The sequence below is a fragment of the Acinetobacter sp. A22 genome (assembly GCF_030913345.1).
GTDB classification, from domain to species: Bacteria; Pseudomonadota; Gammaproteobacteria; order Pseudomonadales; family Moraxellaceae; genus Acinetobacter; species Acinetobacter junii.
Genome location: NZ_CP133162.1, coordinates 2,770,945 through 2,788,071 on the forward strand (window position 1 = coordinate 2,770,945; position 17,127 = coordinate 2,788,071).

Sequence of the window (17,127 nt, forward strand, 5' to 3'; positions counted from 1 at the left end):
ATTATTACGCCACCGCTTCATTAAATGCTTCAACAACCCCAAATATGTTGTCAGCATCTGCTTCGCTAAACACACCGTCAATTCCTTCATAGTGGATTTGATTAAAAGGTGCTTCATAAAGTTGTGCCGCATCCAGCACACCGTTTTGAGTCAAATGATCAATCATCATTTCAATAAAGCGGATTTGCTTTTCGTTATAGCTTGAGCCTTGTAAATACTTAGAAAAGGCTTCTTGTACGGCTTTCCGATCCAAACCGACCAATGAGCGGATGAACATTGGCAATGATTGATCTGTACCAAAGCATTCTTCAAATTTATCTCGGCTTTCAACTTCTTGCGCTTCAAAAACAAAGCGTTCTAACTCACTTAAATCAGTCGGTGTAAGAGTCAAACCACGTTTTAACTTTGCAATCGTAATATGATTTTCATTCGCTTTGATGAAACTTTCTACACGCTTACGGTACTGTGCAAGATTGACACCACTTGATACGACAGGAATATCAACCGCTTGCATTTCTCCAATTTCATCATCTAGCATGGAATACACAACAGTCGATGTGGATTTTTCAATCAGTTTGACCAAGCCGCGAATAGGCTTACGCATCGCCTCAAGCATTGGCAAGGTGATGCCTTTCCAGTATTCAACGGTTTGAATGTCTTGAATTAATGCAATTTGTTCTGCAACCACAGGAATATTTTCTTTGCTTTCCAGTTTAGAAGCAATTTCAATCACTCGATTGGCATAACTCTGAATCGCTGTATTGTTCTTTTCCAATACTGCCAACTCAAGGTTGTAGCAAAGCATATCAAACAGTTTGGCCTCTAAGGTTTCAGGCTCAAGCTGATTCGGTAATTTAGAGATGTGTTCTCGTAATGTACCGATGGCAAGGTCATCTAAGTTGTTCCAAGCATCATCATTTTTGAAATGCTCAACATGCTCAAGCTCAGATTTCACAATGAAGTTCTCATTGTTCATGGACTTCACTTCGGTCTGTAAGCTTTGACGCATATCTTGCTGTACAGCTTTTAATTCTTCGGTGGCATCGTCCTTTGCATTCAGTAAACTCAGGATATTTAAACGTGCTTTAAACAAGCGTTGTCCGAGTGGCTCTGTGGTCGCAACAGGTGCACCATCAGGGTTTTCATTGAAGTATTCAAAGTTAGAGCAATAGTCGAAGATATAAAATTCTTTTTTATCTTCTTCAGGGCTAAACAGTTCTTTGCAGAGTCGTGTGCCACGCCCGATCATCTGCATAAACTTCACTTTAGAACGTACAGCTTTAAAGAATACTAAGTTGACCACTTCAGGTACATCAATCCCTGTATCGAGCATATCCACTGAAATCGCAATCTGTGGCTCAGCTAAATCTTTCTTGCTAAAGTCATCAATTAAGCTTTGTGGATACTTGGTTGCATGGGTAATGACACGGGCAAACTTGCCATCATATTGCGGATAGTTTTCATTGAAGCGATCAGCAATAAACTGGGCATGTTTTTGATTGACGGCAAAGATAATGGTTTTACCAAGACGATCACCGCCTTCGGTTTTAATGCCATTTTCCATCAAGTGCTTGAGCATTAAATCAATCGTGCCTGTATTAAACAGCTCTTTATTAATCTTGGATGCTGAGACTTCTTCAGGTGCATCTTCATCGCCCCAATTTAGGCTATCCCAATGTTGTTTTTCTTCTTCGGAAAGTTCGTCATATTTCACGCCTTCACGCATGAATTTAAGTGGGACAGAATAAGCTTTCGGTGGCACGAGATAACCATCGGCAATGGCTTGATCAAGGTCGTAGTAATCGGTTGGGACACCACTTTCTAAGCCAAACAGTGCGTATGTATCACGATCTACTTCATCTCGTGGCGTTGCGGTTAAACCGACAAGCAAGCTATCGAAGTATTTAAAAATCTCGCCAAATTTTTGGTAAACGCTGCGGTGTGCTTCATCAATAATAATCAGGTCAAACATGCCAGTGCCGAATTGGCGTGTACCATCGGCATTTTTTTCGTCAATCAAGCCGATCATAGTTTGATAGGTAGAGAAATACACTCGACCGACTTGGTTTTTATCTTCAAGCAAATTGACGAATGAAGCATCTTTTAAATTGGCTTTAAAGGCATTGTGTGCCTGATTGACCAATGAAGTACGGTCTGCAAGGAATAAGGCTTTTTGCACTACATTGGCTTTCATCAGCACATCGACCAGTGCAATGGCAGTACGTGTTTTACCTGTGCCTGTTGCCATAATCAGTAAGCCTGCACGTTCTTTACGTTGATAGGCTGCAAGCATGGCTTTGATGGCACGAGTTTGGTAGTAACGCTCGACAATGTCCGCATTGATCGGGAAGCTACTTAAATCAGGATTGTTTTTACGTCTTTCGATCAGACGCTTGAGTTCTGCTTGCGTATAAAAGCCGTGAACTAAGCGTGGTGGACCACCTTGCACATCATTCCAAATTCGGGTTTTGTAGCCATTGGTATAGAAAATGACAGGGCGTTGTCCTGTTTGTTGCTCTAAACAGTCTGCATAGAGCTTGGCTTGTTGTTGTCCAATATCAGGGTCGGTTGATGTACGTTTAGCTTCAACCACTGCCAAAGGCAAGCCATTAGCATCATATAGCACATAATCCACTGCACCTTTACCCGATGGACTCGGCATACCTGTTACAGCAACTTCCTCTCGAACCGTTGTACCTATTTCCCAGCCTGCTTCTTCAAGCATGAGGTCAATTTTAAGTTTTCGAGTTTCGTCTTCTTTATAGTCGGTATGGTCTTCGATTTTGCTGTTGGCAATTTTAGCTTGTTCGACTTGCTGACGGATCTGCGCTCGTTCCGCATCTGCTTGAGCGAGTAGTTTTTCTCGTTCTTCTAAGTTTGCAGATTGTTCAAATAGGCGTTGTTCGAGTTCACGTAGGGCTTTGTGTTGTTCTGCAAATTGTTTTTCTTTGGCTTCGGTTTCTTTTTGCAGTTGTTCTTTATTGACAGTGATTTGCTGAGTGTTATCAGTATTTGGAATCAGTTTTGGGTTAAATATAATCGACTGAGAACGGTCTTTTGATGGAGAGCCATAATTACGCTCAAACCAGACATACATCAGGAATAAATGGCTGATGTGTTTAACGGTTTCTTCTGTGGTCAGTTGCTTGAACTTTTTCCCATGTACGGCACTGTTGCCGACCATGCGGATGTTGTCCATTTTGTCCCAAATATAGGGTGGAATCAGGTCTTTAAACTTGAGATCGTTGAGTAAGTTATGCAGTGACGGGTCATAAGGTTGGTTCAGTTTTTTGTCGTATTGATACAGCCACAGTACAAGGTTTTCGAGTGATGTACGAGCCGCAGCAAGGGCAAATTGAGGGGATATATACGTGAGCTTTTCGGCTTCTTTGGCAGTGGCTGCCAAGCTTTTAAATTCAGGTTCTAAAAACGAGAAGTTGCTCATGTATATACCCTCATATTTTTAATTAAATTTTATAAAGTGCCGTTAAATGCTTGGTTTTGTAATGATTGAAATAAACTCTCTTGCATAACAAGAGCCTTTTGCAGTAATTCTTTCTGGAACTCAACTTTATCAACTATTTTACAAAAATCTAATATCTTCTCTTCATTTGGGAAAATAATTTCAGTTTCTTTCACAAAAGAGACATTTAGAGTAGGTTGACTTACTGTACGAGTATTTTTTTTGAAGTAATTCTGAATCGCTTCGGTTTTCAGACACTCAGCAACAAAATTAATGATTCTTTTATCCTGTAAAGGGACTCGTGTGATTGCTCTTGCAATATTAAAACCAATTGCTTCATTTGGAACTTTAGCAATAGTACCGATTGACCCAACACAGCTAACTAAAACTTCATTTCCCTTAATTCTAGAACGACTGTAGTCTTTCTCAATTTCAGGATCTATTCTTTTTATCAAATGAAAAGATAATATTCCTCCATCTATATCACCAACTCTAATAAGTGGAACTCCTCCTTCAAACTCATTTCCTGGCTGAACTACTCCATAATTAACCCTATCTTTTTGATCACAAATATCCCCTAAAACTACTTTATTCCACTTTTTAGGATTTTTTTCTGGATCACCAAACATATCAATAAAGGTGGCTTGTAAAAGCTGATCTAACTTTTCAATCGCTTGCTGACGTTTTTGGCGTAGCTCATCCGCTTGATCTAAAATAGACGCAATTCGGCGTTGTTCGGCAAGTGGTGGGAGTGGGATTTTTATTTTTTCTAAATCACTTTTACGTAATGCTGGCACTGTCGTAGCAGGAGCTAGACGATAAAAGTCAACTTGTTTCAAAAAATAATAGAGATATAGATTATCAATTTTTTCTGATGGTATTGCTGCCATAGCATTATTATCTATCAATAAACTTCGATGAGAAATAACTCTATGATTTTGCTTGATTGCTTCACCAATTTTTGCAAATAAAATACTACCTTCAGGTATTATCTTAGCTCGTAAAGATTCAACATCTGTTTGATCTATATAATTATCCACTGTTGATAGTATTGGTTTACCTGTTCTACCATTACGAGAAATATCACCAACTTTTGCGAATGGAAACTTTCCAGATGTTTTACCCTGTAACCTTGTTGGAAATCCAATACCAGCCTGAAGATCAACAACTGAGCCTAAATCTACTTGAGGATAAGTCACTTAAGCATCTCCTTAAGCGTAGCCATTCCTTTTAAAATATCCTGCTCAAGTACCTCTAAATCCGCCAAAATTTTACTTGGTGCTTCATATTCCACTTGCTCATACACCACTTCTTTATAACGGTTAATCGACAAATCATAACCATTGGCAGCAATATCGGCTTTATCCACCATAAAGCTTTGCTCTGTGGCTTTACGGCCTTTTTCACCCTCTAAATTTTTAAAACGGGCAATAATGTCAGGAATGTTGTTATTTTCATGCTTAGAGGCATCTAGCTCATTACGCTTATCATCCAGTGAATAACCATCTGCCTGCATATCATAAAACCAAACTTTGTCCGTACCGCCCGACATGGTTTTGGTGAAAATCATAATGGCAGTTGAAACCCCAGCATAAGGCTTAAATACACCAGATGGCATCGAAATAATTGCTTCAAGTTTTTGCTCTTCCACAATCTTTTGACGTAATGCTTTATGTGCAGTTGATGAACCAAATAACACACCATCAGGCACAATCACCGCAGCACGACCACCAGTTTTCAGCAAACGTAAAAACAACGCTAAAAACAGTAATTCAGTCTTTTTGGTTTTGACTACAGCTTGAATGTTCTTGGCACAGCTTTCATTGTCCAAACTGCCTGCAAATGGTGGATTGGCAAGGATCAGACTGTATTTTTCAGCAATATGAGAATGCGCTTCACTTAAAGAATCACGGTTTTCAATACTTGGGTTTTCTACACCGTGCAGCATCATGTTCATTGAACCAATACGAAGCATAGTGCTATCAAAATCATAACCAAAGAAAGTGTCTTCACTAAAACGCTTTGCAGCTTCAGGATTGGCAAAAATCTCAGTGCTGTAATGATCATTTAAATATTCACTTGCAGCGACTAAAAAGCCCGCTGTACCACACGCAGGGTCACAAATGGTATCTGTGGGTTTTGGTTGCATCAGCTCCACAATCATCTTGATGATATGGCGAGGAGTACGGAACTGACCGTTTTGACCTGCTGAAGCGATCTTACCGAGCATGTATTCGTAAATATCACCTTTGGTGTCTTTATCATCCATGGGCACATCGGCAACCAAATCCACCACTTTGGTGAGTAGCGCAGGCGTAGGAATGGTAAAACGGGCATCCTTCATGTGGTGGCTATAGGTGGTTTCGTCTTCTGCACCTAAGTTTTTAATGAAAGGAAAGACTTCATTGGCAACGGTATTATATAAAGTTGCAGCATCGCCTAAAGTGATGAATTTCGACCAACGTAAATGATCTTGCTCTGGGGTAAAAATAGGATGTTCTACGTCTTTTTTTAAACGATTGGCTTTCTTCTCTTTAGTGATCTGAATTTCATCTAGTCGGCGAATAAAGAGCAAATAAGTCATTTGCTCCATGACTTCTAAAGGATTGGAAATACCGCCACTCCAAAATGCATTCCAAATCTGGTCAATTTTGCTTTTAATCTCGCCTGTTATCACGCTGATGACTCTCAAATTTCTTTGAGAGTATTGTGGGAGAAATCAACAAAAAAAGCTATTTGAATTAAAGCAGATGCGACAGGGTTTGGCGTTATATTTATATCATTCCAAATCACGAGGCTCTGTACTAATGTATCTATTCTGCTAGTCTATAATTTAACCCATTTAAAGCAACATAAGGTTTTAGACATGAAAATTCAAAGTATAGAAGATGAAAGGGAGATAGCTGCCACAGCAGCTAAGGTACTGCAAGAAAGATTTATTGAGGCTGCACGCACCGAAACAGTACTGTATGTAAAGAATGATGCTGTATGGAGTAAGGCTCCAAATGGTGATCCCATCTTAATTAAACAATTGTTTAGACGTAACCCCGATCTCGCCAAAAAATTTGCTAGTAGAGGAACTTACAAAATTAAAAAATGAAACAAAAATTAGCACCCCAAACAAATAGCTCATACTAAGCAGAATGCTATAAGCCTTTATCGTAAAAATTTATACCATAATTTAGAATTCTAGCAAAAAGTTCATATCTGGTTAATCTTTAGGTAGTAAATGATAAGGTTCAACTTTAAGAATATGAGCGATTTCATAAAGCTTTAAAACTGTAATATTGACCTCTCCACGTTCAATACGACCAAGATAACTACGGTCAATACCACACTGTAACGCTAAAGCTTCTTGTGTAATTTTTTTCTCTTTTCTTTTTTTGCGTATTAATTGACCAATCTCAATAGATAATTCTAACATTTAAAATAAATTGTTCAAAAATAGAAATATCACTAATTGAGGATTAAATATCCACGGACTATAATCCTCATTTTTAATAAAAGATTAAAAGACTGAACATGAAGAGACCTGTACATTTGCCGTTGTATCAGAAATTCTTAGAATTATTCGATAACTATGAAATTCAAAATTGGGAAGCCAAACAATTTTGGGAAAAACTTAATATTAGTCAGAACAACAGAAATGAAAAAACTAAGAGGCTTATGTATTCTGGTTTAAGAGTTTTAATGCAACTTCAATATTTGGAAGTAAATCCTTCAATATCCAAAAAAAATATCTTTTCTTATACGGAAACACCACGTATGAATGAACTCAGGAATCGAACAAAGAAGCAAAAACTGGAAGAGATTTTTTCTAAAAAGAAAGCAGAATTTTTAGATCAGATCAAAGATAAAGAAAATAATATTGAATTTCTACAGTCATTATTATCAGATGATAAAACGTTAGAGAAATATTTTATTAACTATAAAGAAACTATGGAGAATGATATTAAAAATATAAAATCAAATATTAAATTAATGGACGATATAATGAATAAATAAACGTTTCTCAATTAATTTATTATAGTAAAAACAATAGCTTAAAATAAAAAATAATTACTTGACTTAAGCATGCCCATCCGATATTTTTTCGTCAAATTTATTCAAAATTAGTCTGATATGATCAAGTCAATTAAGCAAGTTCGAGATGATTTTTCTCAGTCTGGAATTTCTATAGCCGAATGGGCACGTATTAATAATTTCTCACCTGATCTTGTATATCGAATTTTAAAAAATAATAAAGTCCCACTACGCGGAGAGAGTCACAGAATCGCAGTAAAACTAGGTATTAAGGAGCAAAAAACTATGGATTAATTGTTAATTATTCTTTTTTACTGCAGAAAACATAAAGACCCATGCGGGAACATGAGTCTTTATGAATTTGTCTTTAACTTGTAGGTCCAAGACAATTTCATTCTAAAAGACATTGATATTCTAATCAATGTTGTAGGGTGTTTTCTGCCTCATTTTTTATTCTGAGGTATAATTATGAACACATCTATTGAAAAAATTAGGCTAGTAATTAGCTATATATTTAGTCATAAAAGCAATCGAGAAATAGCTAAAATTGTAGAAATCTCTCGTGAAACTGTATCAAAAATCAAGTCCTTACTAATTTTGAATCAAGATCATATTTGGAGTTTGATCGGCTTTGTTGCACAAATAGACGAAAGGTAGAGTTGTCTAATCTTCAGATATTTATGCAACAGCCACCGTTTTAGCTGTACCAAGTTGAGTAAATTTATTCAAAATATCGACTCTTATTTGCAAATCAACCACCTGACGATTAAAGCATCGACTAGATACACCTTGTCCAAGTCGTTTCAAGGCAAACATTTTAGCCTCTATTCTGGATCGTCGATGATAACCAATATCTCGTTTCCACTGCTTTTGACCCTTGTCCCAACAGCCTTGTACTGCATGATTCCTTGCTTTACCAATTTCATTTTCTACCCATAAAGCAGCATTGGAACGAGGAGGGATAATTACATTTGCTTGCCGTTTCAAAATCGCATCATAACAATTCACTGTGTCATAAGCACCATCAGTCGTGACAGATGCAATGGGTTCATCAATTTGATCTAAAAGAGGTGGGAGCATTTCAGCATCACCATATTGGCAGGTCGTGACTTCAACCGCTTGTATTTCTCCACTGTTTGCATCTGTCGCAAGATGTAATTTCAGCCATTGACGATGTTGGTTTACGCCATGTTTTTTACGCACCCATTCCCCATCGCCTGTAACTTTGATCCCTGTGCTATCAACTAAAATATGCAAGTCTTCCTGTGGATTTTTTGCTGATTTATGTAGAAGTGGCTGGAGCTTATCTGCTCGCCGACTCAATGTTGAGAAGTCTGGAACATTCCAGTCGAGGTGAGCCATTTGAAAAAGGCTTTGAATGAAACCTTGTGTTTGGCGTAAAGCCAGTTGGAACAGGTTTCGTATCGTGAGGGCAAATTGAATTGCTATATCAGTGTAGGTAGGTTGACGTCCTTTTTTTCCAGTAGGTGTTGCAGACCATTGCATTTGGGGATCAAACCAAATGGTGAAAGCACCCCGTTGACGTAAAGCCTGATTGTACTCAGACCAGTTCGTTGTTTTGTATCGGCTTTTTGATTGTGTATTCATCTAACATGTATGGGGATGAAATTTATTTATGCAACAAAGCCAGTTTGATCAACAAGATGTTGTAAAAGAACATAAAAATCTGCGTGGTTCCAGTTATTATAAAGGGGATAAATAAATGTTAAATCCTCATTTATCAACATTACTTGCACAGTTGAAATTGCATGGTTTTACTCAATCATTAGATTCTAATATTGATGCTGTTTATTCAGGTGAAATCAATTTTGAAGAAGCTATGATTGATGCTTGTAAAACCGAGTTGTTAACTCGGGCACGAAAGCTCACTGAACGACTAATACGAAATGCGCATCTAAGATATCCTCATGCTTGTATTGATGAAATTAAGTTTGATATAGAACGTCGTGGCTTATCAAAGCAATTTGTTAATAGATTTTCAGAGTGCACTTGGATTAATTTACATAAGAACATGAGCATACAAGGTCCAACTGGGGTAGGAAAAACATGGCTTGCATGTGCTTTCGCAACTGAAGCATGTAAAAAAGGTTATAAGACTATTTTTTATAGAGCATCTGAGTTTTTTGAAGCATTAGAACAAGCTATAGATCAATCAAATGAAAAGCTTTTTATTAAAAAATTGATTAGATATGATTTACTTATAATTGATGATTTTGGTCTTAGTAATATTCCTCCAAAAATAGAAAGTCTTTTACTAGAATTTATTGATAATTATTCAATATGCGGCAGCTTACTTATTACAAGTCAATTCTCATATGATTTATGGCACACAAAATTCCAAGATCCTACCATTGCTGATGCAATTCTAGATCGAATTATCCATAACTCTTATACACTGGAAATAGATGGTGACTCAATGAGGAAAACTGTAATGCTAGATACAACTACCACTCTTTAAGAGTGGTAGATTTTAAAGTGAAATGGGTGGCAGATTTTGAGTGTGATATACAGCTTGTTCACTTTTGACAAGTTCTTTGGCACGTTTTTTTGCTCTCTGAACAGACAATCCTGATGGGAAAACTAAGTTTTGCATAAGTGCTAACCTTATAGCTTGCCATTTTTACTGTGCAGCCCACATCACCCTTATGGCATTACAATAAGGATAGGAATATTCATCTCAAGACAAGAAATATACATTATCACAAGGGGACATTCGCCAACTCAACTAAAATTGAGCGGTGGACTGACAAGCATAGTATCGATGCTTGATATCAAATTAATGTCCAAACAAGTAAATGTCAAAATATTTTTGGTATGGAATAAAAAAGAGCTCTTTTTAAATTTTTTAAGTTTTATTTAACTTTAGATAGGGCATGTATAGACTATGAAAGTAGTATCATTGCTTTTACAGCCTAGCGAATAGGTCAAAAAAAGCTTGACCTATCCTAGAAGTTGAACAAGATTTCTCACATCTTCATTGCGTGGAAATTCTTGAGATAAAATATTTGCAATACTTTTTGGATATTTATGAATTTTACCTTGAGACGCTACATTAATCGCATGAACCCATTGATCGTAAATGGTGCCGTTAGTAACTAGATCACTAGCATTTCCACCAGCTCTTAGCCATATAGTTTTTAATCTGTCAGCAAAAAGCTCCGCACATAACTCTATAATTATTTCATTAATTTCATGATGAGAAATAATCGTATTTCTTGTAGGAAAGCTTCTGGCCTCGAATAGTTTTAACTTAAGTCTTTCTGTCTTAGATAATAAGGCCTTAATATGTGGAATAGTTTCCTTAAATGTCTTGTCTCCACTCTTATAAGAAGAATAGATATCTTTTGCAATGTTTTTCCACTTGTTTTGGCTAATTATAATACCAATCATATTTCCCTGACTTTTCCAACTTCCATGGCTAAGTAGATATCTTGCAATTTCCTCATTTATAGAGCGCCATTGGATTAGTTGTATAATCGTATTTAAAGGTAAAGAGCTTTTTTGTTGAGCAAGTTGAATGATTTTTTGACTAAGTAATGATTCTGGTTGGCTAATATTTTTAACTGCTAGTAGAGTCAATATTTTCTCAGCTACAGAATGAAGTATTAAATTTTTTTGAGGGTTTTCAATATGTGACCATATTAAATCTCTATTATCATAATTTAAAAAAATATTAGAGATTTCGTCATCTATATGCAAAATTTGAATTATTTTGTTGAGAATTTTTTCTGGATTATTGTTGCTAATAATTTCACTTAAAATATAGAGAATATAATATTCTTTTGTTTCTTTAGTTGGAAGAATTTTATTGTCGATATCAAGACAGTTAAGCCATACTTTAAGCCAAATGTAATTACCTAGGTCAATATTGTTTAATATTTTTTTATCTAATAAAATTCTATTTGTTACAAATTTTAAAATACTGGTATTTTTATATTCAATGATAGCGTAAATTATCTCTGAATTAGGATAATTATCTACCAAGGTTTGTAAGCTCTGTGAGTTATTGAAAGTTAATTGATGTGTAAGAGATTCTTTAGCATCATAAAAGTATCCTGCGGCTAATGCATGTGCATGATACCAATTATTTTTCTTGCAAAAATCTAAGAAGTTTTTAGTAATATTTTCTTCTGAAAATTGAGACTTATCACACAACTTAACTTCAAAGGATTTTTTATCAGTAAGAATATTTTCTATAATTTGTGAAATGATAGGATTGGATAATAGTGATAAGTATTCAGACGCTAACCCATTGGTTTTATTTATATTGTGACTAAATCCAGCTAAAACTATTTCACTCCACCATTTATAAGACTTTTTTTCACTAGCTGTTTTAAGGATAATTTCAATTTTTTCTAGATTAAAATTATTGCTTAGATTTGAGATCATCCAATTGTATATATCAATGCTATAGTCTGGAGGTAAAGGAATATTGGCAAGAGTAAACAATTGATCAATATCTAAATTATTTATATTTTTATTTATAAAATCAGTAGTTTCCTCTACTAATTTTATAATTAGTGAATTTTTATCCTTACCTGTTGATAAACTAGCTCTTAATAGTTTAATAGAGTTTGGTATGTTGGGATTTTTTTTGTACTCCTGATAATTGTTTATTATTTTCTCTACAATTCTTAATTCATTTAAGTTGTTATAGTCACAAATTAGTTCTTTAAAAAATAAAAAACCTTCACTGTGTTTGTTCAGTAGAAATTCTGAAATGTTTTTTCTGTTTTGTATACTATGACTTTTAACTTTACTAAATCTATCTGTCCAAGAAAGCTCATAGTTACCTAATACACAGTATAATATTGGGTTTAACAAAGATGTTGTATCTTGCTCTTTAAATACACAATGCAGAGATAAGTTTTGACGTGCTTTTGGCCATAAAGACTTCCATAAAAAACTAATAATATTGGGCCATTGCTCAATATTGTTCGTTAAACATACAGAATTTGAGTCTATTAATGTATTTAAAATAGTTAAACATTCATCATGGGGTAAAGAAAAATTTATGATATTTTTACCCATTAATTGATTGAGTACCGTATCAATTTCTTCTTGTTCCAGTAGATGAGTGATGGGCCAGATTGCGACGTTACTCTTTACTGAGCCAGATCTTGTTTGGGTTAAATCTGGTGTTGTATACCAAATAGCGAAATAGGTATCTATAGTTCCACAATTAAGGGTATATTCCCAGCTTGAAGGTTGGCTGGGGGGGATATCTGTTAGACTAACTAATTCTATAGGAAATTCAATATCAGTTTCAGATATTAGTTTATGACCTCGAGAAGTATATCCAAATACTAAATACTTAGGCCAAGCCATTTTATCCATTATTATTAACCATAAATCCAAACTATAGGTGAGGTTAGATCAGCACTTCTTTCAGGGTTATCTGGAGAAATAATCCATCCCTGATTTTCAGGACCATTATCTACAAAAGTATTTTGTGATCTTTTATCTAAAGGTCTGCCTAGTGAAGATAACCCCCATATAGAGATTCTATCTTTTTCCCAGTTAGAATGTAAAAATTGATTTAATAATGGTAATTCTTTTTCAAAAATTTCTTTAGGTGTAGTAGTGCTAGTTGAGTTAGAGATCTGATCATAACAAGATAAGACAATTGCAAGTTTAGGTTTTGAAATTCTTTTACTTCTTTTCAAATTACAAACATGAAGTATGATTTGAAATAGTTCAATCCACCAGATGTTAGCATCAACACTATCTGTGTCCTCTTGTTTTGTCTTTCCTTTTTTTATTACATCTCGATTTGTTAATAGATCCTCAATTTTATGTTTATATTTAGTTTCATCATTCAGGCGAATAAATACCATCCAACCATTTGCATTGATTAAAGTTTCGGCCCATTTTTCATTTACTGATCTGCTTTCAAAAATATGAGTCAACTGTTCGCCAGCATAATCGAACCAAGTAAGATCTACTTCTTTTTCATTTTTTATGACTAAAGGTAATGATACATTCGCAAACTGAGAAGAGGTTGTTCTTTGAGGATTATTACCCTCAGCTAACCTTTCTAGAGCTTCTTGAAAGATATCAAGATTTTCTGGAGTATTACGTATAGCAATTTGTTGCTCTACGCCTCGAGTTAATCTTCCATATAGTTGAGCTGAATAAACAGTTTTACCGCTATTTGGCTTTCCTAATACCATAATAGAATTAGTTTTATCCATGGTTTCCTCTAAAAGACTCAAATATAGAATTACCAATAATATGATCAGTGATTTCTTTATGTTCTACTGAAATATTTGAAATTAATTCATTAATTATAGTAAACATTTCATCTGGTTGTGTTATTGAACAAGAATGATTAGACGTTGAGCAGAAGTTGATTGAATTAAGATTACGAGTAATTAAATCACGAATAGTTTTCGGGATATTATTGTTTTCTTCCGCTTTAGTCCAAACTAAAGCAATATGTTTTGCATAACGATAGTCTTTTAATCGATCAAAAATACTTGAGATATCATTTCTGGTGCTTCCACGGATTTTAGCATCTTTGTGTGAAAGTTTTTCTGAATCAGAAGTTATAATGAGTAAGTCAGAATGAGTTATTACCCAATTTGCACCTTGAGCTAAATTAGGATTAGTTGCCCATTGATTGAACCATTCCCCTGGAGCATCTATAAATATAACATCTCGAATTCCATCGTTTTCATCTCTAAAAGATAGATGTAAAAAACCTGGTGTTCTCGCATCTCCCCTTGGTGTTCGAGGAGGAAAGTCTGGTGAGGATAAGGGAGAGGCGAATCTAGAGTTTTTTGCTAGGGCCTCCCATGATTCAAGAGTATAACTTGCCCAAAAATCTCCAAATTTTAATTTTTTACCACTTAAAATCTGTAAATATAGTGAGAGTAGAATTGTAGATTTACCTGCTTCTGCTGGACCTACGATACCAATAATTAAAGGTTTCCGAACATCGGATAATTTTTGTAGACCTTTAAAACCTAGATGTGTTCCACTCCAAAAAACTTTATATGCAGATTTAGATGTATCCTCGACTAATTGTTCATCGGTTTCCTCAGGTTTAATAAAATCTTCACAATCAGTCATATGAAGATGACCTTTTTCACAGCTTATACCATCTGCGATACCACATTCTGGATTATTACATTTATACATTTTTATTCCTGAAATCTATAAACTTGCTCTTGTCTATAAATGGCTTTGGCTAGATTTGGTAAAGAGATTTCGTCAATTTGTATAATACATTGATTTTTTAAAGTTTCTAAATCAATATCAGTTTTAAATGCTGAAACGATAAGATCTCTTATATTCAAGCAATTTTGATTCGAAGAAAGTTCAAGATTATTAAAGATATCTTTAGTCAATAGCTCCGCTTTATTTTCTCTAATTTTTTTTAGAATATCTATTAATGGATACTTTGTATCATAATTAGCATTTTCTGTTTGGTTAATTGATTCAGCTAAAATATAAGTTGAACTAACAGGAGCTGGATATCCTTTAATGAGTTGTAATAGATCGATTGCCATTACTAATGGATTAAGTAAAGGATCGATTTCTCGATAGCTTTTAAAAAAACTTTGTGAATACTTTGCTTCATACCACCAGAGTATATTTAATTGCTCATTTTGATATTCAAAAGGACTTTTTAATGCTGAGGAAACAGAATTTATCTGATCATTTAATTCTTTAAATGTATCTGTAAAATTCTTTGCAACTTTTTCAGCAGAGACTTCAACTTCACCGTCAGCTTGAAAAATTTCAGACTTAAAAGTTTTATTTTTTAATCCTTTAATTTCTACACTTTCTGTATAAGTAGAATAAGAATAAATATTAAGTTTTTTGTTCCATTCATCAACTAACTCTTTACTTAGAATTATATGAGGGTTATGAACAGATAAATATGGCCAAATATCAACTATGTTTAATGCCAACATAGATGCATAGCTATTATTCTTTTCTGCAAGTTTCACACATGCATATAGAACCATTGCTGTAAGTAATCTATGGGGCTTTTCATCAGGATAAATAAAACCAACATTTATCCAATACTCTTTCAATGTAGAATATGCGGATTGCATTGCCACATTTGTCTCAAAAAAAGACTCTTTAATTAAAGAATGAAATCCATCAATTAAGAGATTTGGCTCCATATCATTTGCAAACTTTTCAGCCGCAGCATTTACTTTATCAAAGCGATCATCACTTTCAGTAATTTGTTTATCAATGCAACCAGCTTTATTTAAAGCTTCTAAAAAACTCATACTCATTAGATAATTCCTTTTAATTTACATATTTGCTAAGAGATTTATTTTTAGGAAAATCTACTAAAATATTTTTAATTAAATCATCAATAGTAACATTTGCCCCATTAGTTGCTTTATGTATCAACTCAAACCAGAGGTCAGAAATATTTGAGATATTAGAAATATCTGAAGGTTTACCGCCTGATTTAACCCAAATACTTCTTATACTATTTACATCATAATATAAAGTTGATAACTCATTAATTAGACCTTTATTAGATAAGGCAGAAACTCCAGGAATAAGTTCATTTATTTCTTGATTGCCTAGAATTAAATCAGAACAATTTATTAAAAGTTTGATCAAGCATTCAGCTGCGGCTCGCGATGCAAAATGTCTATACGTATCATCTTTAAAAGTATCACCGTAATCTGAAACAGCTTTGGAAATTATGATAGGAATATCTAATATTTCGCCTAAGGCTGCTAATCCACTTGCCTCCATATCTATCCCTAAGACTTTACGCATATCTCGATCAGCTAAGTAATTGAATATGTTCTCATCTTCTTTCACAGTACTTCCAGTTGCCATAGGTGCAATATGGAGTGAAAAATCAGGATCATTGGGGAGACCAAAAAGATATTCCTCTTTTAATGTTGCTGCTTCCTTTAAACCTACATCAGTTAAATTAAATCCCTGTGGTGTAATCCAGTTACGCTTTTTTAAACGTTTAATTACTTCAGAGAAGCTAGGACAATACGTCTTAAATATTTCATTATCAGATGGTTGGATTCCTTCAAATAGCTGTAAAATAAGCCATCTTTCTTGATAGTCTAATGAGTATTGGGGTCTAAATTCTAACCATTTTTCTTCTTCAAGCTTAAAGCTTTGCATTCTCTGTAAAATTTTAGGATTAGGTCTAAATTGGAGTTGATCTCCTTGAAAACTTTCGACACCTCCAATAACGACTGATTTACCAGCATCATATGACCATAACCTATCGGCAAATATAACGTCACCAAGATGAACTTTTCCTCTTCTTCCTGCACAAATACCCGTCATACAGATGCACTTTATTCTATTTTTTTCTTGTTGTAGTAAAGAGGTGGTTGCAGCAATTGCTTGCTCTCGGCCCATAAAGTTTTGCCAAGTAGCCATTAGAGATAAAGTGCCTGATGCACTTGCTATAGTTGCTTTAGCAACAGTCCATCCATCAACAACCTCTTCTTTCCAAGAGGTTTCACCACCTAGTGTTTTTAGTAAGGCATTGTATTCATCGCGTAAGGCACAAATAATAAGTACATCAGTCATATTTAATAATTGTATTGCATGAAATACTAAATCATATAGGACTTACGCATTGACGGATTCAAAAAAGTATTAAAATGCTT

15 protein-coding genes are annotated in these 17,127 nt (G+C 34.7%); 4 read left to right on the plus strand and 11 right to left on the minus strand.

The window, feature by feature from the left end:
• Window positions 1-4 precede the first annotated feature (4 nt).
• The 3 genes from Q9Q86_RS13480 to Q9Q86_RS13490 are packed head-to-tail and all read right to left on the minus strand — an operon-like array spanning window position 5 to window position 6,140.
• The gene (locus Q9Q86_RS13480; RefSeq protein WP_112986311.1) at window positions 5-3,445 is read right to left on the minus strand and encodes a DEAD/DEAH box helicase family protein; all 3,441 of its coding nucleotides are present in this window, start codon (window positions 3,443-3,445) and stop codon (window positions 5-7) included.
• Window positions 3,446-3,474: 29 nt separating this feature from the next.
• On the minus strand, window positions 3,475-4,662 hold the full coding sequence (locus tag Q9Q86_RS13485) for a restriction endonuclease subunit S (RefSeq protein WP_112986310.1): 1,188 nt from the start codon (window positions 4,660-4,662) through the stop codon (window positions 3,475-3,477).
• The gene (locus Q9Q86_RS13490) at window positions 4,659-6,140 is read right to left on the minus strand and encodes a class I SAM-dependent DNA methyltransferase (RefSeq protein ID WP_112986309.1); all 1,482 of its coding nucleotides are present in this window, start codon (window positions 6,138-6,140) and stop codon (window positions 4,659-4,661) included. Before Q9Q86_RS13490 ends, Q9Q86_RS13485 begins: the two co-directional genes overlap by 4 nt.
• Before the next feature lie 189 nt (window positions 6,141-6,329).
• Between Q9Q86_RS13490 and Q9Q86_RS13495 the strand changes: the two genes are divergently transcribed.
• Complete coding sequence (locus Q9Q86_RS13495) at window positions 6,330-6,563, plus strand: hypothetical protein (RefSeq protein WP_112986308.1); 234 nt, start codon at window positions 6,330-6,332, stop codon at window positions 6,561-6,563.
• A 111-nt stretch (window positions 6,564-6,674) separates the two neighbouring features.
• On the opposite strand, the gene Q9Q86_RS13500 is transcribed toward Q9Q86_RS13495, so the two are convergent.
• The gene (locus Q9Q86_RS13500; protein ID WP_005142173.1) at window positions 6,675-6,887 is read right to left on the minus strand and encodes a helix-turn-helix domain-containing protein; all 213 of its coding nucleotides are present in this window, start codon (window positions 6,885-6,887) and stop codon (window positions 6,675-6,677) included.
• Window positions 6,888-6,985: 98 nt separating this feature from the next.
• Here Q9Q86_RS13500 and Q9Q86_RS13505 point away from each other — a divergent pair, with 98 nt between their 5' ends.
• Complete coding sequence (locus Q9Q86_RS13505) at window positions 6,986-7,468, plus strand: hypothetical protein (RefSeq protein ID WP_112986307.1); 483 nt, start codon at window positions 6,986-6,988, stop codon at window positions 7,466-7,468.
• A gap of 117 nt (window positions 7,469-7,585) precedes the next feature.
• Window positions 7,586-7,780: a DNA-binding protein gene (locus tag Q9Q86_RS13510; RefSeq protein WP_005142171.1), complete on the plus strand. Its 195-nt coding sequence runs from the start codon at window positions 7,586-7,588 to the stop codon at window positions 7,778-7,780.
• A gap of 384 nt (window positions 7,781-8,164) precedes the next feature.
• Here the strand turns inward: Q9Q86_RS13510 and Q9Q86_RS13515 are convergent, their stop codons facing one another.
• Window positions 8,165-9,094: an IS5-like element ISAba10 family transposase gene (locus Q9Q86_RS13515; RefSeq protein ID WP_112986305.1), complete on the minus strand. Its 930-nt coding sequence runs from the start codon at window positions 9,092-9,094 to the stop codon at window positions 8,165-8,167.
• Between the two features lie 115 nt (window positions 9,095-9,209).
• On the opposite strand from Q9Q86_RS13515, the gene istB reads away from it, so the two are divergent.
• Window positions 9,210-9,965: an IS21-like element helper ATPase IstB gene (gene istB / locus Q9Q86_RS13520; RefSeq protein WP_005317197.1), complete on the plus strand. Its 756-nt coding sequence runs from the start codon at window positions 9,210-9,212 to the stop codon at window positions 9,963-9,965.
• A 12-nt stretch (window positions 9,966-9,977) separates the two neighbouring features.
• Here the strand turns inward: istB and Q9Q86_RS13525 are convergent, their stop codons facing one another.
• The 6 genes from Q9Q86_RS13525 to Q9Q86_RS13550 form a co-directional block, all read right to left on the minus strand.
• Window positions 9,978-10,100 carry a hypothetical protein gene (locus Q9Q86_RS13525; protein WP_005142134.1) on the minus strand — a complete coding sequence of 41 codons (123 nt, stop codon included), beginning with the start codon at window positions 10,098-10,100 and terminating at the stop codon, window positions 9,978-9,980.
• Window positions 10,101-10,447: 347 nt separating this feature from the next.
• Window positions 10,448-12,844, minus strand: coding sequence for a hypothetical protein (locus Q9Q86_RS13530; RefSeq protein WP_112986304.1), 2,397 nt, complete (start codon window positions 12,842-12,844; stop codon window positions 10,448-10,450).
• 5 nt (window positions 12,845-12,849) lie between these two features.
• The gene (locus Q9Q86_RS13535) at window positions 12,850-13,701 is read right to left on the minus strand and encodes a hypothetical protein (RefSeq protein ID WP_005142131.1); all 852 of its coding nucleotides are present in this window, start codon (window positions 13,699-13,701) and stop codon (window positions 12,850-12,852) included.
• Entirely contained in the window at window positions 13,694-14,650 is a 957-nt protein-coding gene (locus Q9Q86_RS13540; RefSeq protein ID WP_005142130.1) for a hypothetical protein, read from the minus strand. The genes Q9Q86_RS13535 and Q9Q86_RS13540 overlap by 8 nt, the downstream gene beginning before the upstream one ends.
• Before the next feature lie 2 nt (window positions 14,651-14,652).
• Complete coding sequence (locus Q9Q86_RS13545; RefSeq protein WP_005317202.1) at window positions 14,653-15,762, minus strand: GTPase-associated system all-helical protein GASH; 1,110 nt, start codon at window positions 15,760-15,762, stop codon at window positions 14,653-14,655.
• A gap of 13 nt (window positions 15,763-15,775) precedes the next feature.
• Complete coding sequence (locus Q9Q86_RS13550; RefSeq protein ID WP_112986303.1) at window positions 15,776-17,047, minus strand: effector-associated domain EAD1-containing protein; 1,272 nt, start codon at window positions 17,045-17,047, stop codon at window positions 15,776-15,778.
• Between the last annotated feature and the right edge of the window lie 80 nt (window positions 17,048-17,127).

Coding starts and splice junctions, on each gene's coding strand:
- Q9Q86_RS13505 (WP_112986307.1), top strand. CDS start 6,986: ATGAAGAGACCTGTACATTTGCCGTTGTATCAGAAATTCTTAGAATTA.
- Q9Q86_RS13500 (WP_005142173.1), bottom strand. CDS start 6,887: ATGTTAGAATTATCTATTGAGATTGGTCAATTAATACGCAAAAAAAGA.
- Q9Q86_RS13540 (WP_005142130.1), bottom strand. CDS start 14,650: ATGTATAAATGTAATAATCCAGAATGTGGTATCGCAGATGGTATAAGC.
- Q9Q86_RS13480 (WP_112986311.1), bottom strand. CDS start 3,445: ATGAGCAACTTCTCGTTTTTAGAACCTGAATTTAAAAGCTTGGCAGCC.
- Q9Q86_RS13525 (WP_005142134.1), bottom strand. CDS start 10,100: ATGCAAAACTTAGTTTTCCCATCAGGATTGTCTGTTCAGAGAGCAAAA.
- Q9Q86_RS13535 (WP_005142131.1), bottom strand. CDS start 13,701: ATGGATAAAACTAATTCTATTATGGTATTAGGAAAGCCAAATAGCGGT.
- Q9Q86_RS13550 (WP_112986303.1), bottom strand. CDS start 17,047: ATGACTGATGTACTTATTATTTGTGCCTTACGCGATGAATACAATGCC.
- Q9Q86_RS13515 (WP_112986305.1), bottom strand. CDS start 9,094: ATGAATACACAATCAAAAAGCCGATACAAAACAACGAACTGGTCTGAG.
- Q9Q86_RS13510 (WP_005142171.1), top strand. CDS start 7,586: ATGATCAAGTCAATTAAGCAAGTTCGAGATGATTTTTCTCAGTCTGGA.
- Q9Q86_RS13545 (WP_005317202.1), bottom strand. CDS start 15,762: ATGAGTATGAGTTTTTTAGAAGCTTTAAATAAAGCTGGTTGCATTGAT.
- istB (WP_005317197.1), top strand. CDS start 9,210: ATGTTAAATCCTCATTTATCAACATTACTTGCACAGTTGAAATTGCAT.
- Q9Q86_RS13530 (WP_112986304.1), bottom strand. CDS start 12,844: ATGGATAAAATGGCTTGGCCTAAGTATTTAGTATTTGGATATACTTCT.
- Q9Q86_RS13495 (WP_112986308.1), top strand. CDS start 6,330: ATGAAAATTCAAAGTATAGAAGATGAAAGGGAGATAGCTGCCACAGCA.